This window comes from Burkholderia sp. 22313 (assembly GCF_052045245.1).
Lineage (GTDB): Bacteria > Pseudomonadota > Gammaproteobacteria > Burkholderiales > Burkholderiaceae > Burkholderia.
On record NZ_JBQEON010000007.1, the window covers coordinates 2,977 to 29,100 of the forward strand.

Here is a 26,124-nt window from a genome sequence, read left to right on the forward strand (position 1 = left end):
CTGATGACCATAGCGAGTCGGTCCCACCCCTTCCCATCCCGAACAGGACCGTGAAACGACTCTACGCCGATGATAGTGCGGATTCCCGTGTGAAAGTAGGTAATCGTCAGGCTCCCTAAGCCAGAAACCCCCGCCCGAAAGGCGGGGGTTTTTGCATTGGGGCGCCGGAAACGGCAACCGCGGCGGAGTGGGGCATTGGCTCGCCGACGTCGGCGCACGACGGGCGCCGGCCAGCTCGAACCGCCCCTCCATCGACGTGTCGCGATCGACTTGATCGTCCGCGCCACTTGGCGAACGCCGCACGACATCGTCATAAAAATCTATGCGCATAAAGTCCATTTGCGCGACATGTCCAACCGAGCAGAGAGCCAACCCTTCAGGGTAATATCGCCATTCGCCCCGATTCCCGGCACTTGTTGCATCGGCCGGCCGTCGGCGTCTTTCGCATTCCGTCTCCCGCACCGTTCATGACTGACAGCCCCGCCCAAGGTGGTCGGACGACCGACTTCTTGCCGTATCTCGTCGCCGCAACGTTCTTCATGGAGTATCTCGACACGACCGTGATCGCGACCGCACTGCCGCAAATGGCGCGTTCGTTCGGCGTCGGGCCGAACGCGCTGAGTCTCGGGATGACGGCCTACATGCTGGCGCTCGCGGTGTTCATCCCGATCAGCGGCTGGATCGCGGACCGCTACGGTTCGCGCACGGTGTTCGCGAGTGCCATCGTCGTCTTTACCGGCGCATCGGTGCTGTGCGGGTTGTCCGAGGGCGTCATGACGTTCACGGCTGCGCGCCTGCTGCAGGGCGTCGGCGGGGCGATGATGGTGCCGGTCGGGCGGATGATCGTCGTGCGCAGCACCGAGAAGGCAAAGCTGATGCGTGCGATCGCGACGATCACCTGGCCGGGCATCGTCGCGCCGGTCGTCGGGCCGCCGATCGGAGGCTTCATCACGACCTACGCGTCATGGCGATGGATCTTCCTGTTGAATGTCCCGTTCGGCATTGCTGCACTCGTCTGTACTTGGCTGATCGTCCGGAACGCGCGCGCCGACGAGCAACGGCCGCTTGACTGGGTCGGCTTCGTGCTGGCCGGCGGTGCGCTGACCTGTCTGCTGATTGGTACCGAAGCGGCCGGCCAGCAGGACGTCGACGTCACGCGTGCGGGCCTGTTGGTGGGCGCGAGCGTGCTGTTCGGCATCGCCGCGTGGATGCACGCGCAACGTTGCGCGCATCCGCTGCTCGATTTCACGACGCTGAAGGTGCCGACGTTCTCCGTCACGGTGATCACCGGCTCGATCACGCGGATGGCGATCAACGCCGTGCCGTATCTGCTGCCGCTGCTGTTCCAGATCGGCTTCGGGCTGTCGCCGTTCCAGTCCGGCCTGCTGTTGCTGGCGAGCGCGCTCGGCAATCTCGGGATGAAAGCGGGGACGTCGTGGATCCTCGACCGTTTCGGCTTCCGGCGCGTGGCACTCGTCGACGTGACGATCGTCGGCCTCTTCACGATCGCATGCGGCTGGCTGACCGCGTCGACGCCGCTGGCGATCACGCTGTTCGTCGTATTCGTCTACGGGCTCACGCGATCGATGCAGTTCACGACGCTCGCGACGCTGGCGTATGCGGATATCCCCGCTCGTCAGACGAGCGCGGCCAGCACGCTGTGGAGCGCCGCGCAACAGATGACGATCGGGATGGGAATCGCGTTCGGTGCGTTGTCGTTGCGGCTCGCGGCACTGGTGCGCGGCGATGCGGCCGGCATGCACTACGTACTCGACGATTTCCGCTGGGCGTTCGTTGCCGCAGGCGTGCTCGCGTTGCTGACGTTGCCGGGCTACGCACGGCTGGCCTTCGATGCGGGCGATCGATTGCGGGCCAGTGTGGCACGAGGGTAGGCCGAACCCCACATCGCATGGGCATCGCGACAGGTGAGCCCCCCGTGCTTCCTGTCGCTCACCTGAAATGTCGATCCATCGTGCCGGCGATGGCGTGGAGGGTAGCGACATCGGTCGCTATCCTGCCGGCGACCGACCCGATCACGGGCTGGTGTCGGCGCGCAGCGATCCTTCGGCAATGATCCACGATGCGGTTGGCGCGAATCCGTTCGAGTGACGGACGACAGAACAATCATCGCGCTCGTTGCGATTGCCGTCACTGGGCGTCATGGAAGATGATGCCGACCGTGTGACGGCGGCCGCTTCGAATGCGGCTCACGCCATGGCGCAAGTTGACACGATAGACGCCGCGGGTTCCCTGCACGGGCCTGCCGTGCACCGCGAAGATCGCGGCGTCGCCTTGCATCAACGGCACCACTTCCGCACGCGACTGCATCCGTGGCCGCTGCTCCGTCAGGACGAACTCCCCACCCGTGAAATCACGCCCCGGCGCCGACAGCAGGATCGCGACCTGGAGCGGAAACACATGCTCGCCGTAGAGATCCTGGTGGAGACAGTTGTAGTCGTCGGGACCGTATTGCAGGATCAATGGCGTCGGTCGCGTCTGTCCCGCTGCGTGACAGCGCTCGACGAACGCCCGATGATCGTTCGGATAGCGGACGTCGATCCCGAGCGCCTGGTTCCAGCGATTCGCGATCGGCGCGAGATGCGGGTAGAGCGTCGCGCGCAGATCGGCAACGACCGCAGGCAGCGGGTACGCGAAATACTTGTATTCGCCGCGTCCGAATCCGTGTCGTGCCATCACGACGCGTGAACGATGGAGCGCATCCCGCGGATAGAGCGACGCGAGCGCCTCGCACTCGCTTGCGGAAATCAGGCCCGGCACTCGTGCGCATCCGTATCGATCGAGCTCGGCATCGACGGTCGGCCAGTCGATTGCGTCGACGCGTGGTGCGATGTCCGTCGATGCGACGGCAGGTTGCAGATCGGCGATGTTCACGGGCGTACCTCGGTTCGTCAGCGATATGGCGCCGTGCTCGTACAGGCGCGCGGAATGCCGCGGAAGCGTGTCGTGCCGGGTCGAAGCCATGATGAAAGATGATGAACCCAGTCTAGCGGCATGCGCGTGCCGTCGCGCTCCAGATCTTGCGCTCCAATTCGGAAAGGGGCGAGGGGGAACCGTTGGCGAAGCGTCGCGGACACCGCGCATGCAGACAAGCAGAAAGGCGGACAAGCAGAAAAGCGGCCGCCGAACCATCCGTGGCGGGCGACCGGTTCTCCGCCGGCCTCCCCGCCGCGCGCTGATTACGCCAGCGACCGGAACAACCAGTAAAGTGCGCCCGCCAGCACGATCGACGCCGGCAGCGTCAGCACCCACGCGAGCACGAGGCTGCGCACCGTGCGCCACTGCAATCCGGATCCATTCGCGGCCATCGTGCCCGCGACGCCCGACGACAGCACGTGCGTCGTCGACACGGGCAGCCCGTACGCATCGGCCGCGCCGATCGTCAGCATTGCGACGAGTTCGGCCGACGCACCCTGTCCGTACGTCAGGTGCTGTTTGCCGATTTTCTCGCCGACGGTCACGACGATCCGCTTCCAGCCGACCATCGTGCCGAGGCCGAGCGCAATCGCGACGGCCACCTTCACCCAGGTCGGAATGAACTTGGTCGCGTGGTCGAGCTGCTTGCGATAGTTGTCGATCGCGAGCTTGTCGTTGGCGGCGAAGGCGGGCTGCCCCGACTTCTCGATCAGGCGGATCGCTTCGGACACCAGATACATCGTGTTGCGCACGTTGTCGACGTCACGTTGCGGCACGGCCGCCATCGAACCCGACGAGCCGACCGCAGCCGCGAGCGACGTGGACAGTTGCTGTACGGCCGGCAGCACGGCGGGCGTCATCTCGCGGTGCTGCACGAAGTGTTCGACATCGGCGCGCGGATTCGCGGACGGTGCGACGCCGTTCGCGTATTTCCCGAACGTCGCGGCGGCCTGGTTCGCGACGGCGACGAACGTCTGCGATTCGGCCGGGGTGACGGCCTTGTTCAGCGCATACGCGGTCGGCACCGTGCCGATCAGGATCAGCATGATGAGCCCCATCCCTTTCTGCCCGTCGTTCGACCCGTGCGCGAACGACACGCCGGTGCACGTGAGGATCAGCAGGCAGCGAATCCAGAACGGCGGCGGCTGATCCTTCGGCGGCTCCTTGTACAGTTCCGGAATCCGCACGACGGCCTTCAGCACGAGCAGCAGCAGCGACGCGCACAGGAAGCCGACGATCGGCGAGAACAGCAGCGACTTGCCGACGCCGAGCGCCTGCCCCCAGTCGACGCCGCTCGTGCCGGACGGCCCGTGCATCAGCTGGTTCATCAGCCCGACGCCGATGATCGACCCGATCAGCGTATGCGAGCTCGACGACGGCAACCCGAAATACCAGGTCGCCAGGTTCCAGACGATCGCGGCGATCAGCAGTGCGAACACCATCGCGAAGCCCGAGCCGCTGCCGACCTGCAGGATCAGCTCGACCGGCAGCAGCTGCAGGATGCCGAATGCGACGGCACCGCTCGAAACCATCACGCCGAGGAAGTTCCACATGCCGGACCAGATCACCGCGACGTTCGGCGTCAGCGAGTGGGTGTAGATGACGGTCGCGACCGCATTCGCGGTGTCGTGGAAGCCGTTGACGAATTCGAAGCCGAGTGCGATCAGCAACGCGGCAACGAGCATCAGATAAGGGAACAGCGACCCTTCGCGGACGGGAGACAGATCGGCGATCAAGTGGGTCGCGATATAGACGGCGCCGATCGCGAGCACCAGCAGGAAGACGGCATAGCCGACCTGCCGGGAGCGTTCGGTTGAGCCGGAATGGTTCGCGGGGGACGAAGCAGGCTGATTCATGGCGGCATCTCGGAAGGGAACCGTGGCCGATCCTAGCTTTCGCTACCCGTCAGTTTGATGACAGTCCGGAGGACGAACGGTTGTCTTGCAGATGCAGGAAGGCGATGCCGTCAGTCTCCAGATAGTGAGCACGTGGGCTCACCTGTCGGCATCGCGTCGAGCGTCGTTCGCGATCGTTGTCCAGCCATCGTGCGACGCGACGAATACCGTACACGCCAGCGGTGCGATATCGATACGGGTCGCAGCCGTCGCGTCCCTCCGGCGCACGTGCGCGATGGCCGCGCTCGTCGGCGAACCGCAAGTCGATCAGGCCATCTCCTTCGAAGAAAAACTCGACGCCGCGAAGGGCGACGCACCCGAGCCCGAACGGGGCAGCCGCCACACGCAGGCCGGCATCGGCCTGCTGTTCGGCGCCTGGGTCGAACGTGGCGAACGCACCGGCATGCGCGCCGCCTGACGCGCATGGCATCGGGGCGCGCCTAGCGCAGCATGCGCGGCGCGCTCCACGTCGATTCGCGCGCCAGCGCGACGAACGCGGCCAGATAGTCGATCGACGCGTCCGCTTCGCGGATGCCGAGAAAGATCTGCTTCGCGATACCCTTCTTCCCGAGCTTGACCGGCACGACCGGCATCCGGTCCGCATATTCGTCGGCCAGCCATCTCGGCAGCGCGGCCACGCCGCGCCCGCTCGCCACCATCTGCAGCATGATGTCGGTTGTCTCGATCGACTTGTGGCGCCGCGGCACGATGCCGGCCGGCGTCAGGAACTGGTTGTAGATGTCGAGCCGGTCGGTCTCGACCGGGTACGTGATGAGGATTTCATCGCCGAGCTGCTCGGGTGTCACGTAGTTGGCGCTCGCGAACCGGTGCGCGTCGGCAACCACCAGCACCTGCTCGTAATCGAACACGGGATCGAAGCGCAGCCCCGGCTTGTTCAGCGGGTCGGGCGTCACGAGCACGTCGATGTCATGGCCGAACAGCGCGCCGATGCCGCCGAACTGGAAGCGCTGCTTCACGTCGACGTCGACGTCCGGCCAGCGCGAGAGGTACGGCGACACGACCTTCAGCAGCCACTGGTAGCACGGGTGGCACTCCATCCCGATGCGCAGCGTGCCGCGTTCGCCCTTCGCGTATTGCTGCATCCGCTCCTCGGCGAGCTCGAACTGCGGCAACAGCCGGTTCGCGAGCTTCAGCAGATATTGCCCGCCCTGCGTGAGCCGCAGGCCGCGGCCTTCGCGATCCCAGATCGGCGTGCCGAGCTGCTGCTCGATTTTCCGGACGGTATGGCTGAGCGCCGATTGCGTGAGGTGCAGCGCATTGGCGGCCGCGGTCAGCGAGCCCTGGCGCTCGACTTCACGAATGACGATGAGATGGAATCGTTCCAGCATGGCGATGGCTCATTCAACGGATGCATGAACAGATTTAATGGATGAATGAAATAATGCCATTTTATTTCATGAGATGAAATCCCTATGATGGCTGTCGGATCTTCAATTTTTCTCTGGGCGGCAGCTTCATGGTGACGACACACAACCTCGGTTTTCCGCGCATCGGCGCGCAGCGCGAACTCAAGTTCGGTCTCGAACGCTACTGGAAGGGCGAATCGTCGCGCGACGAGCTGAAGGCGCTCGGCGCCGAGCTGCGCCAGCGCCACTGGAACGACCAGCGCGACCTGGATCTCGCGCCGATCGGCGATTTCGCGTTCTACGACCAGGTGCTCGACATGAGCTTCACGCTCGGCAACCTGCCGAAGCGCGTGCAAGGCTTCCATGGCGATGCGCTCGACAACTATTTCCGCGTCGCACGTGGCCGTTCGGCGCAATCTGTGGAAGAGCATGCGGCGTGTTGCGGCGGCGTCTCCGCCGGTGAAATGACGAAGTGGTTCGACACCAACTATCACTACATCGTCCCGGAATTCCACGCCGACACGAACTTCTCGCTCGATCCGTCGCGCCTGCTCCAGCAACTGGCGGAAGCGCAGGCGCTGGGCGTTGCCGCGAAGCCGGTGATCCTCGGCCCCGTCACGTACCTGTGGCTGGGCAAGGCGAAGGACGACTCGGATCGTCTCGCGTTGCTGCCGAAGCTGTTGCCGGTATATGGCGCGCTGCTCGACACGCTGACCGCACAGGGCGTCGAATGGGTGCAGATCGACGAACCGATCCTCGTGACCGAACTCGACGCCGAATGGCGCCAGGCACTCCGCACCGCCTACGCGGCGCTGGAAACGCGCCGCATCAAATTGCTGCTTGCCACGTACTTCGGCCCGTTGCAGGACAACCTGACGCTCGCGGCGTCGCTGCCGGCCGATGGCCTGCATATCGACGCGATCAACGCTCGCGACGAAATCGACGCACTGGTGCGTGAACTGCCGCCCGACCGCGTGCTGTCGGTGGGCGCAATCAACGGCCGCAACATCTGGAAGACGGACCTGAACGCGACGCTCGACTGGCTCGAGCCGCTCGCGAAGCAATTGGGCGATCGCCTGTGGCTCGCGCCGTCGTGCTCGCTGCTGCATGTGCCGGTCGATCTCGCGAGCGAAGAGAAGCTCGACGCCGAGATCCGCTCGTGGCTCGCGTTCGCACTGCAGAAGCTCGACGAACTGACGGTGCTCGCGACCGCGCTGAACGAAGGCCGCGCCAAGGTGGCCGACGCGCTGGCCGCAAACGCCGCCGCGGTCGACTCGCGCCGCCGCTCGCCGCGCGTGAACAATCCGGCGGTGAAGGCCGCGATCGCACGCATCGACGCGCAGCTCGGCAACCGCGTGAGCCCCTATACGGAGCGCGCGCCGAAGCAGTCGGCACGGCTGAACCTGCCGGCCTTCCCGACGACGACGATCGGTTCGTTCCCGCAGACCGCCGAAATCCGCCACGCGCGCAGCCGGTTCAAGGCCGGCGCGCTGGATGAAGCCGGCTACCGCAACGCAATGCAGGCGGAAATCGAGCGCAGCGTGCGCGAACAGGAATCGCTCGAACTCGACGTGCTGGTGCACGGCGAAGCCGAGCGCAACGACATGGTCGAATACTTTGGCGAGCAGCTCGACGGCTACGCATTCAGCCAGTTCGGCTGGGTGCAGTCGTACGGTTCACGCTGCGTGAAGCCGCCGATCCTGTTCGGCGACATCAGCCGCCCGAAGGCGATGACGGTCGAATGGATCACGTATGCGCAATCGCTGACGAGCAAGCCGATGAAGGGCATGCTGACCGGCCCGGTGACGATCCTGAACTGGTCGTTCGTGCGCGACGACCAGCCGCGCTCGGTGTCGTGCTATCAGCTCGCGCTCGCGCTTCGCGACGAAGTGCTCGATCTCGAGAAGGCCGGCGTGCGCGTGATCCAGATCGACGAAGCCGCGCTCCGGGAAGGGCTGCCGCTGCGCCGTGCGCAATGGGGCGAGTACCTGAAGTGGGCGGTCGAGTCGTTCCGCATCACCGCGAACGGCGTGCAGGACGACACGCAGATCCACACGCACATGTGCTATTCGGAGTTCAACGACATCATCGCGTCGATCGCCGACATGGACGCGGACGTGATCACGATCGAGACGTCGCGCTCCGACATGGAGCTGCTCGACGCATTCGACAACTTCAAGTATCCGAACGAAATCGGGCCGGGCGTGTACGACATCCACTCGCCGAACATCCCGACGCAGGATCACATTGTCGGCCTGATGAAGCGGGCGGCCGAGCGGATTCCGGCGGAACGTCTGTGGGTGAACCCCGACTGCGGGCTGAAGACGCGTCAGTGGGCGGAAGTGATTCCGGCGCTGACGAACATGGTCGCCGCCGCGAAGACGCTGCGCAGCCACATGCAATAACGCGCGAACGCTGCGCGCCTGCCGCCGCGATCGATGATCGACGATCGGGCGGAAAACCTGCGGCCCGCATGGGCGGGCCGCGTGTTGCAATGAGCGTTCGGGGATGCGAGGCGGTGCGGCGGAGCGCCGGCCGCCTCATGCAAACGGGCAGGCGAAGCCACCTGCCCGTTGCGCGCGCTTACGCGGTGCGCGCGGCGCGCGGCAGCGCGTCGTGCTGCTTGCCCGGCACCCCGGCATCGTCGATGCTGACGCGGCGCGAGATCAGCCACACGCACAGCGACGACAGCACGGCGGCGCTCGTGTACTGGATCGCGAGCGGCCACCATTGCGGCGCGGTTTGCTGCGCGATCAGCGTCGCGACGAGCGGCGTCAGGCCGCCGGCGATCGCGCCGCACACCTGGTATGCGATCGAGATTGCCGTGTAGCGGATGCGTGCGATGAAGATGCCGCTGACGAACCCCGCGACGACCGAGTAGTAGCCCGATTCCGCGAGCGTCGCGAGGCCGACGCCGACCGTGACCGACAACGGCGTGCCCATGTGCACGAGCGGCAGCATCACGAACGGCACGATCGCGGCCCACGCGCCGGTGATCAGCAGCACGCGGGTCGTGCCGAAGCGCTGCGCGAGGAATGCGGCCGCGAGCTGCACGACGAACTGCAGCACGGCGACGATGGTCATGCAATGCAGCACCATCGAACGATCGAGCGACAGGAACTGCGTCGCATAGCTGATCATGAAGATGTTGCTAAAATACACGCCGGCGATCCCGTACACATTCGCGCCGATGGCGAGCAACAGCAGCGGCCAGTACTTGAGCGCTTCACGCACCGGGTTTTGCGCGGTGTTGCCGCTCTTCTTCACTTCCTCGAACTCGGGCGACTCCGACACGCTCGCGCGGATCACGAAGCCGACGATCAGCAGCACCGAGCTCGCGAGGAACGGCACGCGCCAGCCCCAGCTCATCATGTCGTCCTTCGACAGCGTGCTGATCGCGCCGAACGCGAGCATCGACAGGATCAGGCCGCTCGCGCTGCCGAGCTGCGCGAACGACGCGAAGAACGTGCGCTTGCCTTCCGGTGCATGCTCGCCGGCGAGCAGCACCGCGCCGCCCCATTCGCCGCCGACCGCGATGCCCTGCAGCACGCGCATCAGCACGAGCAGGATCGGTGCAATGACACCGGCTTGCGCATGGGTCGGCAGCAGGCCGATCGCGACGGTCGACACGGCCATCAGCATCAGCGTCGCGAGCAGCGAGCGCTTGCGGCCGAAGCGGTCGCCGAGATAGCCGAACATCACGCCGCCGAGCGGCCGCGCGAAGAAGCCGACCGCGAACGAGCCGAACGACGCGAGCAGGCTGACGAAACGGCTTTCACCGGGAAAGAACAGCGGCCCGAAGACGATGGCGGCGGCGGTCGCGTAGCTATAGAAGTCGTACCACTCGATCGTGGTGCCGACGAACGAAGCGAGCGCCGCCCGCTTGGGTTGCTTGACGGAAGTCCCCATCTGTTATGTGCTCCTCTGGAATCCTCTGATTTGGAATAGGTCGTGTGCCAGTGGCGGGATCAGTCGCGGTATGCAACGCCCGGCAGCACGCACAGCAGCTCGTACGCGAGGGTCGCGCCGAGCAGCGCCGTCGTGCCGAACGGGTCGTACGGCGGCGCGACTTCGACGAGATCGCAGCCGACGATGTTCAACCCCTTCGCGCCGCGGATGATCTCGAGCGCCTGCGGCACCGTGAGACCGGCGATTTCCGGCGTGCCGGTGCCCGGTGCGTAGGCCGGGTCGATGCCGTCGATGTCGAAGCTGATATAGACGGGCGTATCGCCGATGCGCGCGCGCACTTCTTCCATCAGCGGCGCGAGCGACTTGTTCCAGCATGCCTCGGCCTGGACGACGCGGAAGCCCTGCGCGCGGCACCAGTCGAAATCTTCCGCGGCGTAACCCGTGCCGCGCAGGCCGATCTGCGTGACCTTGTCGCCGTGCAGCAGGCCTTCCTCGACCGCGCGGCGGAACGGCGTGCCGTGCGCGATCTTTTCGCCCATCATCGTATCGTTCACGTCGGCGTGTGCATCGACGTGGATCAATGCAACCTTGCCATGCTTGCGGTGGATCGCACGCAGGATCGGCAGCGCGATCGTGTGGTCGCCGCCGAGCGTGATCGGCTTGCAGTCGTGCTCGAGGATCGCGTCGTACGCGGCTTCGATGCGCGCGATGGAATCGTGCAGGTTGTACGGGTTGATCGCGACGTCGCCGATGTCGGCGACCTGCAGCGAATCGAACGGCGCCGCGCGGGTGGCCATGTTGTACGGGCGCAGCAGCACGGATTCCGTGCGGATCTGGCGCGGGCCGAAGCGCGCGCCGGTGCGGTTGGAGGTGCCGAGATCGAACGGCACGCCGACGAAACACGCGTCGAGGCCGGCGGCGCTCGCCACGTGCGGCAGGCGCATCATCGTCGCGATACCGCCGCAGCGCGGCATTTCATTGCCGCCGAGCGGCTGGAAATGAGTGTGTTCGTTCATGGATCGTCTCTTCCGATGTGGGGTTGCCGTATCATGCGACGCGGTCTGGCGCATAGTTTTACGCGTCCGGCCGGAAAGAAGAATGCGAAGATAGCGACGTAAACATCGATTTTCATCGATGTATGGAAGGGGAATAGCGTGCTGGGGAATCTGTCGAGCCTCGATCTGCGGTTGATCCGCGTATTTCTCGCGGTCACGGACGCGGGCGGCGTGTCGGCCGCGCAGGCGACGCTGAACGTCGGCCAGTCGACGATCAGCGCGCAGCTGTCGTCGCTCGAGACGCGGCTCGGCTACCGGCTCTGCGAGCGCGGCCGCAGCGGCTTCCGGCTCACGCCGAAGGGCGAGCGGTTCCACGCGATGAGCCGCAAGCTGCTCGGCGCGCTCGACGAGTTCGGAATGGCGGCGCGGCACATGGACCGCCAGCTGGTCGGCACGCTGAACATCGGGCTGATCGGCCATACGCCGGTCAGCCAGAACGCGCGGATCGCCGAGGCGATCGCGGCGTTCCGCACGCGCGACGAGGCCGTGCGCTTCTCGATCTCGGTGCGCGCGCCGGGCGATCTCGAGGAAAAGCTGCTGAGCAACGAGATCCAGATCGCGGTCGGCTACTTCTGGCATCGCGTGCCGACGCTGCACTACACGCCGCTGTTCATCGAGCGGCAGGTCGCGTACTGCGGCCGCGGGCATCCGCTGTTCGAACGCGCCGGCGCGCTGACGCCGGCCGACGTCGCGGGATTCGAGTGGGCGTGGCGCTCGTATCCGCTGCCGGAGGCGCAGATGTCGACGACGCCCGACCGCGTGACCGCGACCGCCGACAACATGGAGGCGGTCGCGCTGCTGATCCTGTCAGGCCATCACCTCGGCTACCTGCCGCAGCACTTCGCGGCGCCGTATGTCGCACAGGGGCTGCTTGCGCCGCTCAATCCGGACCAGCTTCACTACGAGGTCACGTTCCACATGGTCGTGGCGCGCGACGGGCGCGGCGATCCGCTCGTCGAAGCGTTTCTCGAGGATCTCGAGCGCGCACATCGATCGGCCGACGTGGTGTGAGGGCGGACGAGGCCGGCAATGTGAACGAGTGTCACGCCGGAGCGGGTCGCGGCTCGCATCAAGGCACCGGCAACCCGGCGTCGTTCTTCACTTCGCGCAACGACAGCGCCGATTCGATCGACGTCACGCCCGGCAGCATCCGCAGCGAGTCGCGCAGGAACGTGCCGTAATCGTCGAGATCGCGGGCGACCACCTGCAGCAGATAGTCGGCCGTGCCCGCGACGTTATGGCAGGCGAGGATCCGCTCGATGCCGAGCACTTCCCGTTCGAACCGGTCGGCGACCTTGCGGTCGTGCGTCGCGAACCGCACCAGCACGAACGCGACCACGCCGAAGCCGAGCGCCTGGCGCGACAGCTGCGCGCGGTAGCGCTCGATGTAGCCGTCGGTTTCGAGACGCTTCAGGCGCCGTGCGCACGGCGTTTCGGACAGGCCGACGGCATCGGCGAGACGCGCGATCGGCAGGCGGCCGTCGCGCTGCACCGCGGCGAGGATCGCGCGATCGGTTTTGTCGAGTTCGGTCATGTTGGCGGAATCCGTTTATGGATTTCATGATTGTGGCGGATTCCCCTATGAAACGCCAATCCTGAGCCAAAGATGGCCAATAATCCCTCCTGCTTCAGCGGCAACATATCGTCATTGAAGAACGGGGGCCGATCATGATTTCCGCGCATTTGCTGTTGATTTATCTCGCCGCGCTGGCGGCCATTTATGCGGTGCCGGGGCCCGACATGGCACTCGTGCTGCAGACCAGCATCGGTCGCGGCGTGCGGCCGGGGATGGCCGCGGCGGCCGGCCTGTCGCTGTCGCGCACCGCGCACGTGACGCTGTCCGCCTGCGGCGTCGCGGCACTGATCCGCAGCGCGCCATGGCTGTACGAAGCGATCCGCTACGGCGGCGCGCTCTATCTCGCCTATGTCGCGATCCAGGTGTTCCGCTCGCCTGTGTTCGCGCTCGGCGACGGCGATGCCGCCGCCGAGGGCGAGCTTCGGCAGTCGTTCTTCAAGGGGCTGCTGACGAACCTGCTCAACCCGAAAGCGCTGCTGTTCTGCTCGGTGCTGTTGCCGCAGTTCGTGCGGCCCGAGGCCGGGCCGGTCGTATGGCAGATGTTCGCGCTCGGCGCGATGCTGGTCGCGGCCGGCGTGTGTTTCGACCTCGCGTGCGTGTTCGGCGCGTCGCGCATCGCAGCGTGGCTGCGCGCGCATCCGCTCGCCCAGACCGTGCAGCGCTGGACGTTTTCCGCGGCGCTGATCGGCTTCGCGCTGCGCCTGTCGATGGATTGAGCCACGCCATTGCATCGCTGCCGCGCGGGTCGACCGCCCGTGTGGCGCGGTGCGTCACCGGACGCGGGCCGCGCGCCATGCCGGCCCTCGCACGCCGTCCGCCGGCACGGCCCGGCCGCGCGCGCAAATCGTCTGACTGTTCTAAACTTCCTCTAGCTTCGCGCCGTTGCGAACCGACTGACCGAACGGAACCGTCTCCGGCCGGCCCTGTCCGATTTCCTGGCTGTTCCGTGCAACGCGGTACCAAGGAGGGTCTGAACATGGCAAGGCATCTTCAAGCCGACCGTGAACCCCGCATCGTCGCCGAGTCCAAGTGCCTCGGTCAGTGCGATCCGGCGGAACGCATCCACGTCACGATCATGTTGCGGCGGCAGGAAGAAGGGCAACTCGATGCATTGGTTCACCAGCTCGCCACCGGCGACACCCACGCCAAACCGCTGTCGCGCGAGGCCTTCGCGCAGCGTTTCTCCGCCAATCCCGACGACATCCGCAAGACCGAGGCGTTCGCCCGCCGTCACCAGTTGACGGTCGATCGCGTCGATCCGGTCGAAAGCGTCGTCGTGGTGTCCGGCACGATCCAGCAGTTCGAAGCGGCATTCAGCGTGAAGCTCGAGCGTTTCGAGCATCACGCGATCGGCCAGTACCGCGGCCGCTCGGGCCCGATCGCGCTGCCCGACGAGCTCGGCGATGCCGTCACGGCTGTGCTCGGCCTCGACAGCCGCCCGCAGGCGCGGCCGCACTTCCGGCTGCGTCCGCCGTTCCGGCCCGCGCGCGGCGCGGCCGCCGTCACGTTCACGCCGATTCAGGTCGCGTCGCTGTACGGCTTTCCGGCCGGCGACGGTGCCGGGCAATGCATCGCGATCGTCGAACTCGGCGGCGGCTATCGCGCGGCCGATGTCCAGCAGTATTTTCGCAGCCTCGGGATCAACACGCCGCCGACGGTCGTCGACGTGAACGTCGGCACCGGCCGCAATGCGCCGACCGGCGAGGCGAACGGCCCGGACGGCGAAGTCGCGCTCGACATCGAAATCGCCGGTGCGATCGCGCCCGCCGCGAAGATCGCCGTCTACTTCGCGCCGAACAGCGACGCGGGCTTCATCCAGGCCGTCAACGCGGCCGTCACCGACAAGACCAACCAGCCGTCCGTGATCTCGATCAGTTGGGGCGGACCGGAAGCGATCTGGCAGGCGCAGTCGGCGCAGGCGTTCAACCGCGTGCTGCAGGCGGCCGCCGCGCAGGGGATCACGGTGTGCGTGGCGTCGGGCGACAGCGGCTCGGGTGACGGGCTGCAGGACGGCGCCGATCACGTCGACTTTCCGGCGTCGAGCCCGTACGTGCTCGGCTGCGGCGGCACGCAGCTCGATGCGCTGCCGGGGCAGGGCATTCGCGGCGAGGTCACGTGGAACGACGAGGCGGGCGGTGGCGGCGCGGGCGGCGGCGGCGTCAGCACGATGTACGACGTGCCGGCCTGGCAGCAGGGGCTGACGGTGGCGCTCGCCGACGGCAGCACCACACCGCTCGCGAAGCGCGGCGTGCCGGACGTCGCCGGCGATGCATCGCCGCAAACGGGCTACGAGGTGTCGGTCGCCGGTACGCCGGCGGTGATGGGCGGCACGAGCGCGGTCGCGCCGTTGTGGGCCGCGCTGGTCGCACGGATCAACGCGGCGGCCGGCGCGCCGGCCGGCTGGATCAATCCGGTGCTGTACAAGAATCCGGGCGCGCTGCGCGACATCACGCAAGGCTCGAACGGCACGTTTGCGGCTGCGTCCGGCTGGGACGCATGCACGGGCCTCGGCAGCCCCGACGGCGAGAAACTCGCCGCGATTCTCGCGCGCAAGCCGGCGAGCTGACGCGCCGGTCCGTGCCTTTCCTTTCGGCGCGGGTTTCCTGCCCGCGTCTGTTTTCACCTCCAGGAGCAGCACGATGGGCATCGATTCCGCATCTTCCGGCGGCGTGTATCCGCTGCATCACGGCGACCACAATTCGCATGGCGTGCCGCCGACCATCCATCCCGTCGCGCTCAGCGTCGGCCGCGACCAGCCGTTCTTCGATCCGGTCGCGTACGGCAACGGCCCCGACGACTCGGTGACCGACACGACCGAGGCGGCCGCGATCACGCATCACACGATCCTGATCGGCGGCCAGCGCATCGCGTATACGGCAACGGTCGGCCATCTCGTGACGGTCGATCCGAGCAGCTCGCAGCCGGCCGCGAAGATCTTCTACGTCGCGTTCACGGCCGACGGCGCGAAGGAAGAAACGCGCCCGGTCACGTTCTTCTACAACGGCGGGCCGGGTTCTTCGTCGGTGTTCGTGCTGCTCGGCTCGTTCGCGCCGAAGCGCATCAAGACGTCGATGCCGGGGTTCACGCCGCCCGCGCCGTACCAGATCGAAGACAACCCGGACAGCATGATCGACCACAGCGACCTGGTGTTCATCAACCCGGTCGGCACCGGCTATTCGGCGGCCGTCGCGCCGAACAGGAACCGCAATTTCTGGGGCGTCGACCAGGATGCGGATTCGCTGAAGCAGTTCATCAAGCGCTACCTGACGAAGAACAACCGCTGGAATTCGCCGAAATACCTGTTCGGCGAGTCGTACGGCACCGCGCGCAGCTGCGTGCTCGCGTACAAGCTGCACGAGGACGGCGTCGACCTGAACGGCGTCACGCTGCAGTCGTCGATCCTCGACTACCGGCAGGCCGGCAACCCGGTCGGCGCGCTGCCGACCGCGGCGGCCGACGCGTGGTATCACAAGAAACTCGGCGTCAAGCCGGCGCCGACGGATCTCGGCACCTTCGTCGAGGAAGTCGCGCAGTTCGCGCGTACCGACTACCTGACGGCGCTGCGCAACGTGCCGCACGCCGATCCGGCCGCCGTGCAGAAGCTGTCGGACTACACCGGCATCGACACGGCGACGCTGCAGACGTGGGGGCTCGACATCGCGGGTTACAACGCGCGCGGCAATTCGCTGTTCCTCACGACGCTGCTGCAGGCGCAAGGGCTGGCACTCGGTTCGTACGACGGCCGCGTGACGGCGATCTCGACCGGTATCGCCGGCAAGATCGATCCGAACTCGGGCGGCAACGATCCGACGATGACGGCCGTGACGGGCGTCTACACGGCGATGTGGAACAGCTACCTGAACGAGCAGCTGAAGTTCACGTCGAACTCGGCGTTCACGGACCTGAACGACCAGGCGTTCCAGCACTGGGACTTCAGCCATATCGACCCGACCGGCGCGCAGCAGGGCATCGATGCGAAGGGGAACGTGATCCTCTACACGGCGGGCGATCTCGCCGCGGTGATGGCGCTGAACGTCGACCTGAAGGTGCTGTCGGCGAACGGCTTCTACGATTTCGTCACGCCGTTCTACCAGACCGTGATCGACCTGCAGCAGATGCCGCTCGAGGATCAGAAGGTGCGGCAGAACCTGTCCGCGCGCTTCTATCCGTCGGGGCACATGGTGTATCTCGACGGCGGTTCGCGCACCGCGCTCAAGCGCGATCTCGCGACGATGTACGACGCGACGGTCAGCGATTCCGGCGCGCGGATGCGGATTCGCGCCCTGCAGGCGAAGAAGACGGGCGGGCACGCGTAGCGCTGCCCGTCGTGCAGGCGCCGCGCGTCACCGTTACGGTTCGCGCGGCGCGGTAAGGTGTTGCCTTGCGGGTTTCGGCCGTAGCGTCCGGCTTACGCGCCCGGCCAGTCGAACAGCGTGTACGGCAGCGCGCGCTTGTGGCGCGAACCGTCGTAGAAGCGCAGCACCGTTTCGTACACGTTGTCGGTGACGGCCTTGCCTTCGAGGAAGTCGTCGATCTCGTCGTAGGTGACGCCGTATGCGTGCTCGTCCGGGCGCAGCGGGCGCAGCTCCTCGAGGTCGGCCGTCGGCACCTTCATCACGATCAGTTCGTCGCCGCCCAGCGCGCGCGCGATCGCACGCACGCGACGCTTGCTCAGGCCGGCGAGCGGCAGCACGTCGGCGCCGCCGTCGCCGAACTTCGTGAAGAAGCCCATCAGCGATTCGGCCGCGTGGTCGGTGCCGATCACGATGCCGCGCCGCGCGCCGGCGACCGCATACTGCGCGATCATGCGCTCGCGCGCCTTGATGTTGCCGTGCACGAAGTCCTGCTGCGCCGGGGTTTCGAATGCGTGGCCGGAGGCGACCAGCGACGCGAGCATCGCGTCGGCCGCGGGCTTCACGTCGACCGTCAGTTCCTCGTCGGCGCGCACGAAGGCGAGCGCGCGCTGCGCATCGGCTTCGTCGTTCTGCACGCCGTTCGGCAAGCGCATCGCGATGAAGCGCGCGTCGTAGCCGTCGGCGCGCAGCTTTTCGACCGACAGTTGCGCGAGCCGCCCGGCCGTCGACGAATCGACGCCGCCGCTGATGCCCAGCACGTAGGTCCGCAGGCCGGTCGAACGAAGGTACTGCGCGAGGAAATCGACGCGGCGGGCGATCTCGGTGTCGACGTCGAAATGCGGGGCGACGTTCAGTTCGGCAATGATCGCGCGTTGGCGGCTGGCGTAATCGGCGGATGTCATGGGGGTGGTTCCGGAACGAAATGCAAGGCGCCCATCATAAGCGCAATCGCGGCCCGGCGCCGCGCCAGGCATACGATCCGGCGGCCGCGCGTTGCATCGGCGAGACGCGCTGCATCGTCATGGTGCAGCGGGCGGGGCGACGCACCGTCGCGTGCGGGCGGATGCTTCGTTTCGAGGCATGGCGGGACGTGGCGACGGATGTTGTCGGCGTTGGCCCGTGCCTGCGTCAGCGCCTGGCGAGCACGACGCCCACCAGCGCGAGCGCGAAGCCGGCGAGCTGGACGGTCGCGAGCGTTTCGCCGAACAGCAGGTAGCCCTGCAGCGCGGCGAGCGGCGGCGCGAGGAACAGCAGCGACGTCGCGCGCGCCGCGTTGCCGCGCCGCAGCATCCACATCAGCATCGTGACCGCGCCGCCGGACAGGAACACGACGCCCCACACGAGCGATACCCACAGCGCCGGCGCGCCGATCCAGCGGGTTTCGTGCAGCAGCACGACGAAGACGGCCGCGACGAGCGCCGCGCCAAGGTTCTGCACGGCGACCGCCGTGCGCAGGTCGTTTTGCGCGAGCCTGCCTTTCTGGTACAGCGAGCCGGCGGTGATCGAGCCGACCGACAGCACCGACACGGCCACGACGAACCACGCGGGCGCGGCGCCCGGCGGCGGCGCGACGCCGCCCGCGACTTTCGGCGCGAGCACGAGCGCGACGCCGGCGAGCCCGAGCGCCATCCCGAGCCAGCCGCGCGCGGGCAGCCGCTCGTTGAACAGCGGGACGGCGAGCACGGCGGTGGCGAGCGGTTGCAGCGCGCCGAGCAATGCCATCACGCCCGCATTCAGCCCTTGCGCGACGGCCCAGTAGCTGGCGCCGAGATACACGCCCTGCAGCAGCGCGCCGGCGATCAGGTGGCGCGGCCATTCGCGGCGGGCGGGCCACGGCGCCCGGGCAACGAGCGCGACCGCGCCGAACAGCACGGCCGTGCCCGCGAAGCGCGCGAGCAGGAACAGGTTCGGGTCGGCGTAGGGCTTGATGGCCCGGGCAACGATGAAGCCGGTGGACCACAGCGCGACGAAAGCCGCGGCGACGAGCGACGTAAACATGCGTGGCGGGCCGGGACACGGCCGGACGAATCGTGAAGTCGGCCAGTATCGGTCGAAGCGGTGCCGCCGTCTTGTCGGATTCTGCACTCGCGCGTGGCGGGGGCGGGATGCATGCGGCGGCCATGCGCCGCGCGCTGTTTCGGTGGCTTCGCGTCAGTTGCGATCGGCGGCTGCGGGCGCGATGCGTTGCAAGCGCGGCAGCGCACCGGCCGTCCGGCTATCGGCCGGCCGGGTGAAAGCGCCGCGGCATGAGGGCGCGCCGGCGCATTCGGAACGGCGGGGAGATCAGTCGAGCGAGAACGTGTCGAGCGGCTGGTTCGCGCGCGCGTCGGTCGAGAAGCGTGCGGCGAGCTGCTCGTACAGACGGCGGGCCTCGTCGAGCGTCAGGTCGATCCAGTACGGATCGCCGGCCGCGTCGTTGAGCCGTTCCGGCGAAAACTGGATTTCGAGCACACTGCCTTTGCGATACATTGCACGAGCCTCTTGATGGTCTGTCGTTCGGCGAAATGCGAAGTGTAGCAACCACTTGCCGCGCCGATTCGCGCGCATCGGGCAATACAGCATTTCGCTTTCGTGAAACGCGGATGAAACGACCTCGCTGCCGGACGCGCCGCCGTCAAATGACGGTCAAACGGGCGTAATACAATGCTCGGCTCACCCATTACCACTCGCCTCGGGCGCATTGCGATGCTGGCGGAACAACGTCATCAATACATTCTGTCGGAGCTCGGCCGGTCGGGCGCGCTGTCGGTCGCCGAACTCGTGCGCTCGCTCGACGTGTCGCGCGAGACCGTGCGGCGCGACCTGAACGCACTCGCGGCGCGCGGCCTGCTCGTGATGACGCACGGCGGCGCGCTGGCGGCGGACCGCCGCGAGCCGAGCCTGTCCGAGCGTGAAGCGGCGAACGCCGAAGCGAAGCGCACGATCGGGCGGCGCGCGGCCGAATTCGTGCCCGACGATGCATCGGTGCTGATCGACTCGGGCAGCACGCCGCATGCGGTCGCGCTCGCGCTGGCCGACCGGCATCGGCTGTCGATCTACACGAACGACTGGCGCACCGCATTCGTGCTCGCGCGGCGCAACGGCAATCGCGTGACGCTGCTCGGCGGCGAACTGTCCGACGACGAGGACGCGACGTTCGGCCTCGATACGATTCAGCAACTGGCGCAATACCACGTCGATTTCGCATTCGTCGGCGCGGGCGGCATCACGGCCGACGGCGACTGCACCGACTACTCGCGGCTCGCCGCCGAAGTGCGCAGCCGGATGATCGCGGCGGCCGGCACGGCGATCATCGTCGCCGATCATTCGAAGTTCGGCCGCGTGACGCCCGTGCGGATCAACGGCACGTCGGCCGCGCGCTACCTCGTCACCGAACGCACGCCGGACAAGGCCGTGCGCCGCGCGCTGACCGCACGCGGCATCGAACTGCTGGTGTGCGACTGACGCGGGCCGGACATACAAGGTTCATCGAACCGTCATCGCACTGGAAGACCCGCAGTCAAGACTGACTCGTTCATCTCTATTGGCCGGCACGCCAGGAGCAACGAATGACCGTCAGCGTACGCAGCTATCTTTCCCCGACCCTGGTCCTGCTGGCCTTCGACTGGCCCGATGCGACGTCGCGTAGCGACTTCCTCGGCTTCGCGATCCGGCGCACGCCGGGCTTCTGGTCGGCCGACGGCAAGGCCCGGGCGCCGAACAGCTGGCTGCCGAACCGGCTCACGTTCGACGGCCCGGCCGCCGACACGCAGGGCGACGCGCCGACCGACCAGGCACCGATCCAGAAATTCATGTGGTGGGATGCGCGCATCGATCCGCAGGATCGCGATGCGTCGTTCCGCTACGACGTCTTTCCGGTCGTCGGCACGCCGGAGCACCTGCAGGTGCTCGAAGCGGAAGCCGGCGTGTGCGACGTCGTGCTGCCCGCGCACATCGTGGACGGCATCGGCACGTGGTTCAACCGCGCGGTGGTCAGTTCGCAGGCGTTCGCGAAACAGGTGGCGGCGCTCGGTCTCGCGCCGAATGCGGCGCCGAGCGCGGCCCAGGCGCTGAAGCTGCGCACGTGGCTCGCGAACGACATGGAACAGGTGTTCGCGGCGATGCTCGACCCGGCATCGCGCGCGGTGTCGGCCGTCTATCACCTGACGGACACGCTGTGGGCATTGCCCGCATTCGACGCGTTCGGACGCCGGCACGGCGAGGCGTCGCTTGCGATCGTCTACGACGCGCACGCGACGGCGCGCAAGGGCAAGCCGCCGCTGCCGTCGCCGAACCAGCCGGCCGTCGATGCGCTGCAGGGCCTCGCGACGCTGGCGCCGCGCGACCGGACGCACATCATGCACGACAAGTTCATCGTGACGGACGCGCCCGCGAACGGGGCAGCCGCGGCGGCAGCGGCGGCGACGCCCGCGCGCGTGCTGACCGGTTCCGCGAACTTCACGACCGAAGGGCTGACGGAGCAGGCCAACGTGCTGCATGCGTTCGATTCGCCCGCGCTCGCCGCGTTGTACAACGCGCGTGCGCACGCGCTGGCCGCGAATCCGCCGATCGCGGAGACGGCGAAGCTGTCGCCGGGCTGGTCCGCGCCGATGACGATCGGCAGCGCGCAGGTGCGTGTCGCGTTTTCACCGGAGCCGGCGGGGCAACGCACCGAGATCGATACGATCGTCGCCGCGATCGCGGCCGCGAAGCATTCGGTGTCGTTCTGCCTGTTCATGCCGACCGATGCGGCGCTGCGCGACGCATGCTTTGCCGCCGGCGACCGCGGCCTGATGATGTTCGGCCTGGTGAACCGCATCAACGTCGGCAGTGCGGCGAAGGCCGATGCCGCGCAGCACGACGGCCAGCCGCTCGATGCGGCGACGCTCGCGAACCTCGAGCTGTACCACCGCCGGCGCGATCATCGCGACGTGATCGATGCCGCGTATTTTTCACCGGCGACGGTGCCGCAGGGTTTCGAGCCCGAGCTGCGCCTCTTTCCGGGCGAACCGGCGCCGGCTTATCCGCCGGTCGTGATCCATCACAAGTTCATCGTGATCGATGCGGAAGGCGCGAACCCGATCGTCTATACGGGCTCGGCGAACATGAGCCGCAATTCCGAGCAGTACAACGACGAGAACCTGCTCGAGATTCGCGACACGCGGATCGCGGCGATTTATCTCGCGGAATTCCTGCGGCTCTACGAACACTATCGCGCGCGGGCGCTGTCGATCGAGACGAAGCAGCGCGGCGCCGGTTCGCCCCGGCAACTCGCGCTCGCGCCGGATTCGAGTTGGGCGAAGAAGTATTACGTCGCGGGAAGCCCGGAAGAGAAGGCGCGGATCGCGCTGGCGTCGACTGCAGCGAAGGATTGACGCGCGGCGCGCCTACGCCGCGACGTACCGCAGCACGGAGTCGGCGATCGTTTCGCGATGCCGTGCGCGCAGCCGCGGCGCCGACGGATCGCGGCCGAACGCGGCGCCGAACGTATAGCGGTTCGACACGCGATGGAAGCAGAACGAGCTGATCAACAGGTGCAGGTCGAACGCGTCGATGTCCTTGCGGAACGCGCCGCTCGCCGCGCCGCGCTCGAGCAGTTCCTCGAGCGTCTTGATGATGCTGACGTTGCGGTTCTTGAACGACTTCAGCTGTTCGAGATACTTCGCGCCGTGGATATTCTCGATCGATACGAGGCGGACGAAGTCGCGATGCTTGTCGTGATAGTCGAACGTGAATTCGACGAGCCGGCGCATGCCTTCGCGCGGCTCCATGTCGTCGACGTGCAGCTCCTGCTCGAGCGCGCGGATGTCGCCGTACACCTTCTCCAGCACGGCCTCGTACAGGCCTTCCTTGCTTTCGAAGTAGTAGTAGAGCATCCGCTTCGTCGTATTCGTACGCTCGGCGATCGCGTCGACGCGCGCACCGGCGAGCCCCATCGCGGAAAATTCCTGCGTGGCGACGTCGAGGATGTTGCGCTTGGTTTGCTCGGGATCGTATTTGCGCCGCGCATCGGTCGCAAGCGCGCGGCTTTCGGACGTGGCAGCCTTGCTTCCAGCTTTCATGTGGCTTTGTTGTGGGTTGGCGGCGGCATGGAGAAACGATTCTAGCATGGGGGAAATCCCCGCCCGGCCGACCTTCCGCTTCAATCGGCCGCGCGGTTTCGACTGCCGCCGCCGCTCAGCGCCGGTACGACGCGAGCGCGTCGCGGGCCTGGTAGGCGGTGTACGTGAGCTGCGCGGCGGCGAGGCCCGCGAGCCCGAACGTGCGCGTGAGCCCGAATGCGGCAAAGCCTTCCGGCACGGGCCGCTCGCCGGCCAGCGCGGCCGCGAGCGCTTCGCCGGCGACGGTGGTCGGCGCCATCCCGTGGCCGCCGAACGCGATCGCGTGCCACACGCCGTCCGCGTCGCGGCCGATCTGCGGCATCTTGTGCCGCGCGTAGCTCATCAGCCCGCCCCACGCATAGTCGACCTTCACGCCGTCGAGCTGCGGATACACGCGCAGCAGGTCGCGTCGCAGCAGCCGCGCGATCGCGTCGGGCCCGCGGTCGAGCACCGAGATCCGGCCGCCCCACAGGATCCGCGTGTCCTTCAGCGGACGGTAGTAGTCGAACGCGAAGCGCGTGTCGTAGATCGCGTAAGGCGCGTCGATGGCGTCCGGCAGCCGCGTGCCGAGCGGTTCGGTCGCGATCACGTAGGTCGCGATCGGCAGCACCGCCCGCTCGATGCGCGGCGACACGCCGCGTGCATAGCCGCCGCCGGCGAACACGACTTCCTTCGCGCGCACCGTGCCGTGTGCCGTGCGCACGACATGGCCGGCGCCCTCGCGCGCGATGCCGAGCGCGGCCGAGCGTTCGTACACGCGTGCACCGCCGCGCGACGCGGCCGCCGCGACGCCGAGCACGTACTTGAGCGGGTGGAAGTGGAATGCGTTCGGCTCGAACAGGCCGCCGTAATAGCGCTGCGTCTTCAGCCGCGCGCGCAGCGCGTCGGTGGCGACCGGTTCCCAGTCGACGTTGAATTCCTGCTTCATCAGCTTGCGCACGCCGTCGAGCCGCGACGAATCGTCGAACCAGTTCGCGAGCATCACGCCTTCGTCGACGATGTCGCAGTCGATCCCGTAACGGGCGATCCGCGCGCGGATCAGGTCGACCGCATCGACGGTGAGCCGGTACAGGCGGCGCCCTTCGTCGCGGCCGAGCGTGCGCAGCAGGTCCGCGTTGTCGAGGCTGTAGCCGCCGAACACGAAGCCGCCGTTGCGGCCCGACGCGCCGAAGCCGACCCGTTCGCCGTCGAGCACGACGACATCCGTCACGCCGCGCTCGACGAGGCCGAGCGCCGTGCACAGGCCGGCGAGGCCGCCGCCGACGATGCAGACCTGCGTATCGATCGTGCCGGTCAGTTGCGGGTAGGGCTGGCGGGTAACGGTGGCTTCGTAGAAGTTCTGCATGTGATTCGGTGACTCGTAACGGCGGAAAACGGAACGGCGCGCGTCGATCTTGCCTGAACGCGCGCGCCGCGTCGAATGGGTTGTTTCAGCGCACCGGCCGCCGTGCTCGGGCGGCGGCCGTTGCGCGGCCGGGCATCAGGTGCCCGGCGTCGGGTTGACCGGGGCGACGTAGGCCGGATAGCCGGCGTCGGCCGTTTCGGTGGCGTCGGGCATCGCGTTGCGCTCGATCCACGGCGCGATCTCCATGTCCTCGTAGCGCACGAGACGGCATTTGCGGACCAGCGCATAGCCGAGCCAGATCACGAGGAAGAACGGCAGGCCGATGTAGGTCGCGGCGATGCCGGCCCAGTCGATCTTGTCGGCGAGGAACGCCTGGTAGTCCTGGCCGAGCGCGACGACCGCGCACAACGCGAACGCGAACAGCGGGCCGAACGGGAACCACTTCGACCGGTACGGCAGCTGCTCGAGCCGGTAGCCCTGCTTCAGGAAACCCTTGCGAAACCGGTAGTGGCTGACCGCGATGCCGAGCCACGTGATGAAGCCGGCCATGCCCGACGTGTTCAGCAGCCACAGATAGACGGTCTTGTCGCCATACAGCGATGTGAGGAAGCACAGCGCGCCGACGGCCGTCGTCGCATACAGCGCGTTGCGCGGCACACCGCCCGGCGACAGCTTCGCGAACAGCTTCGGCGCGCGGCCTTCGACGGCGAGGTTGTAGAGCATCCGCGTCGACGCATACATGCCCGAGTTGCCGGCCGACAGCACGGCCGTCAGAATCACCGCGTTCATCACGCCGGCCGCGAACGCGAGGCCCGCGTGGCGGAACACGAGCGTGAACGGGCTGACACCGATGTCGGTCACGTCGCTCTTCAGCAGGCTCGGGTCGGTGTACGGAATCAGCACGCCGATCACGAAGATCGCGAACACGTAGAACAGCAGGATCCGCCAGAAGATCTGGCTGACCGCGCGCGGGATCGTGGTGCGCGGGTTCTCCGATTCGCCGGCCGCGACGCCGATCATTTCGGTGCCCTGGAACGAGAAGCCCGCGATCATCGCGACGCCGAGCATCGTCGCCCAGCCGCCCGCGAACGGCGCATCGCCGATCGTGAGGTTGCCCCAGCCCGCGCTCGGGCCGCCCTGCATGATCCCGAAGATCATCAGCAGGCCGACGCCGACGAACGCGAGCACGGTCAGCACCTTGATCAGCGCGAACCAGTATTCGGCCTCGCCGAAGCCACGCACCGACAGCGCGTTGAGCGCGAAGATCAGCGTGAGGAAGATCGCGCTCCACCAGACGCCGGGCACGTGCGGAAACCAGTAATTCATCACGAGCTGCGCGGCGACGAGTTCGACCGCGAGGGTCACGGCCCAGCTGTACCAGTAGTTCCAGCCGAGCGCGAAGCCGAAGCCTTCGTCGACGAATTTCGAGCCGTAGGTCGCGAACGAGCCCGACACCGGCATGAACGCGGCCATCTCGCCGAGGCTCGTCATCAGGAAATAGACCATCAGCCCGATCATCATGTAGGCGAGCATCGCGCCGCCGGGGCCGGCCTGCGAGATCGACGCGCCGGACGCGACGAACAGGCCCGTGCCGATCGAGCCGCCGAT

20 protein-coding genes, 1 rRNA gene and 1 pseudogene are annotated in these 26,124 nt (G+C 67.2%); 10 read left to right on the plus strand and 12 right to left on the minus strand.

The window, feature by feature from the left end; all coding sequences use genetic code 11:
• Both rrf and ACTJKF_RS07885 read left to right on the plus strand, forming a co-directional pair.
• Nucleotides 1-112: ribosomal RNA gene (gene rrf, locus ACTJKF_RS07880) — 5S ribosomal RNA — on the plus strand.
• A 355-nt stretch (nt 113-467) separates the two neighbouring features.
• Nucleotides 468-1,892, plus strand: coding sequence for a DHA2 family efflux MFS transporter permease subunit (locus tag ACTJKF_RS07885; RefSeq protein ID WP_440623003.1), 1,425 nt, complete (start codon nt 468-470; stop codon nt 1,890-1,892).
• A 256-nt stretch (nt 1,893-2,148) separates the two neighbouring features.
• Here ACTJKF_RS07885 and ACTJKF_RS07890 read toward each other — a convergent pair whose 3' ends face one another.
• Nucleotides 2,149-2,892 carry a 2OG-Fe(II) oxygenase gene (locus tag ACTJKF_RS07890; RefSeq protein ID WP_440623004.1) on the minus strand — a complete coding sequence of 248 codons (744 nt, stop codon included), beginning with the start codon at nt 2,890-2,892 and terminating at the stop codon, nt 2,149-2,151.
• 305 nt (nt 2,893-3,197) lie between these two features.
• A complete protein-coding gene (locus ACTJKF_RS07895) occupies nt 3,198-4,790 on the minus strand; it encodes an inorganic phosphate transporter (protein WP_440623005.1) in 1,593 nt (530 codons plus the stop codon).
• 274 nt (nt 4,791-5,064) lie between these two features.
• On the opposite strand from ACTJKF_RS07895, the pseudogene ACTJKF_RS07900 reads away from it, so the two are divergent.
• Nucleotides 5,065-5,202 (plus strand): annotated as a pseudogene (locus tag ACTJKF_RS07900) (CbtA family protein); the annotation flags it as partial.
• Nucleotides 5,203-5,269: 67 nt separating this feature from the next.
• On the opposite strand, the gene ACTJKF_RS07905 reads toward ACTJKF_RS07900, so the two are convergent.
• Nucleotides 5,270-6,178 carry a LysR substrate-binding domain-containing protein gene (locus ACTJKF_RS07905; RefSeq protein ID WP_440623006.1) on the minus strand — a complete coding sequence of 303 codons (909 nt, stop codon included), beginning with the start codon at nt 6,176-6,178 and terminating at the stop codon, nt 5,270-5,272.
• Nucleotides 6,179-6,306: 128 nt separating this feature from the next.
• Between ACTJKF_RS07905 and metE the strand changes: the two genes are divergently transcribed.
• Complete coding sequence (metE, locus tag ACTJKF_RS07910) at nt 6,307-8,601, plus strand: 5-methyltetrahydropteroyltriglutamate--homocysteine S-methyltransferase (RefSeq protein WP_440623007.1); 2,295 nt, start codon at nt 6,307-6,309, stop codon at nt 8,599-8,601.
• A gap of 178 nt (nt 8,602-8,779) precedes the next feature.
• On the opposite strand, the gene ACTJKF_RS07915 is transcribed toward metE, so the two are convergent.
• Both ACTJKF_RS07915 and speB read right to left on the minus strand, forming a co-directional pair.
• Entirely contained in the window at nt 8,780-10,105 is a 1,326-nt protein-coding gene (locus ACTJKF_RS07915) for an MFS transporter (protein ID WP_440623008.1), read from the minus strand.
• 59 nt (nt 10,106-10,164) lie between these two features.
• On the minus strand, nt 10,165-11,121 hold the full coding sequence (speB, locus tag ACTJKF_RS07920; RefSeq protein WP_440623009.1) for an agmatinase: 957 nt from the start codon (nt 11,119-11,121) through the stop codon (nt 10,165-10,167).
• A 138-nt stretch (nt 11,122-11,259) separates the two neighbouring features.
• Here speB and ACTJKF_RS07925 point away from each other — a divergent pair, with 138 nt between their 5' ends.
• Nucleotides 11,260-12,171 (plus strand): LysR family transcriptional regulator, encoded by a 912-nt coding sequence (locus ACTJKF_RS07925; protein WP_440623010.1) that lies wholly within the window; start codon nt 11,260-11,262, stop codon nt 12,169-12,171.
• Between the two features lie 58 nt (nt 12,172-12,229).
• Here ACTJKF_RS07925 and ACTJKF_RS07930 read toward each other — a convergent pair whose 3' ends face one another.
• Nucleotides 12,230-12,694 carry an Lrp/AsnC family transcriptional regulator gene (locus ACTJKF_RS07930; RefSeq protein WP_440623011.1) on the minus strand — a complete coding sequence of 155 codons (465 nt, stop codon included), beginning with the start codon at nt 12,692-12,694 and terminating at the stop codon, nt 12,230-12,232.
• Between the two features lie 134 nt (nt 12,695-12,828).
• On the opposite strand from ACTJKF_RS07930, the gene ACTJKF_RS07935 reads away from it, so the two are divergent.
• The 3 genes from ACTJKF_RS07935 (at nt 12,829) to ACTJKF_RS07945 (ending at nt 17,052) form a co-directional block, all read left to right on the plus strand.
• Complete coding sequence (locus ACTJKF_RS07935) at nt 12,829-13,452, plus strand: LysE family translocator (RefSeq protein WP_440623012.1); 624 nt, start codon at nt 12,829-12,831, stop codon at nt 13,450-13,452.
• Between the two features lie 260 nt (nt 13,453-13,712).
• Entirely contained in the window at nt 13,713-15,302 is a 1,590-nt protein-coding gene (locus ACTJKF_RS07940) for a S53 family peptidase (RefSeq protein WP_440623013.1), read from the plus strand.
• A 73-nt stretch (nt 15,303-15,375) separates the two neighbouring features.
• Nucleotides 15,376-17,052, plus strand: a complete 1,677-nt coding sequence (locus ACTJKF_RS07945) for a S10 family peptidase (RefSeq protein ID WP_440623014.1) — start codon at nt 15,376-15,378, stop codon at nt 17,050-17,052.
• Between the two features lie 92 nt (nt 17,053-17,144).
• Here ACTJKF_RS07945 and nadE read toward each other — a convergent pair whose 3' ends face one another.
• The 3 genes from nadE to ACTJKF_RS07960 form a co-directional block, all read right to left on the minus strand.
• The gene (gene nadE / locus ACTJKF_RS07950) at nt 17,145-17,993 is read right to left on the minus strand and encodes an ammonia-dependent NAD(+) synthetase (RefSeq protein ID WP_440623015.1); all 849 of its coding nucleotides are present in this window, start codon (nt 17,991-17,993) and stop codon (nt 17,145-17,147) included.
• A gap of 226 nt (nt 17,994-18,219) precedes the next feature.
• A complete protein-coding gene (locus ACTJKF_RS07955; RefSeq protein WP_440623016.1) occupies nt 18,220-19,089 on the minus strand; it encodes a DMT family transporter in 870 nt (289 codons plus the stop codon).
• Between the two features lie 285 nt (nt 19,090-19,374).
• The gene (locus ACTJKF_RS07960; RefSeq protein ID WP_440623017.1) at nt 19,375-19,560 is read right to left on the minus strand and encodes a hypothetical protein; all 186 of its coding nucleotides are present in this window, start codon (nt 19,558-19,560) and stop codon (nt 19,375-19,377) included.
• Between the two features lie 216 nt (nt 19,561-19,776).
• Here ACTJKF_RS07960 and ACTJKF_RS07965 point away from each other — a divergent pair, with 216 nt between their 5' ends.
• Together ACTJKF_RS07965 and ACTJKF_RS07970 are read left to right on the plus strand one after the other, a co-directional pair.
• A complete protein-coding gene (locus ACTJKF_RS07965; protein WP_440623018.1) occupies nt 19,777-20,535 on the plus strand; it encodes a DeoR/GlpR family DNA-binding transcription regulator in 759 nt (252 codons plus the stop codon).
• A gap of 104 nt (nt 20,536-20,639) precedes the next feature.
• Complete coding sequence (locus ACTJKF_RS07970) at nt 20,640-22,445, plus strand: phospholipase D-like domain-containing protein (RefSeq protein WP_440623019.1); 1,806 nt, start codon at nt 20,640-20,642, stop codon at nt 22,443-22,445.
• 12 nt (nt 22,446-22,457) lie between these two features.
• Here ACTJKF_RS07970 and ACTJKF_RS07975 read toward each other — a convergent pair whose 3' ends face one another.
• From ACTJKF_RS07975 to ACTJKF_RS07985, 3 genes are all read right to left on the minus strand, one after another.
• Nucleotides 22,458-23,132, minus strand: coding sequence for a TetR family transcriptional regulator (locus ACTJKF_RS07975; RefSeq protein ID WP_440623020.1), 675 nt, complete (start codon nt 23,130-23,132; stop codon nt 22,458-22,460).
• A 115-nt stretch (nt 23,133-23,247) separates the two neighbouring features.
• A complete protein-coding gene (locus tag ACTJKF_RS07980) occupies nt 23,248-24,516 on the minus strand; it encodes an NAD(P)/FAD-dependent oxidoreductase (RefSeq protein ID WP_440623021.1) in 1,269 nt (422 codons plus the stop codon).
• Between the two features lie 135 nt (nt 24,517-24,651).
• The coding region (locus tag ACTJKF_RS07985; protein ID WP_440623022.1) for an amino acid permease at nt 24,652-26,124 on the minus strand (1,473 nt) is incomplete at its 5' end.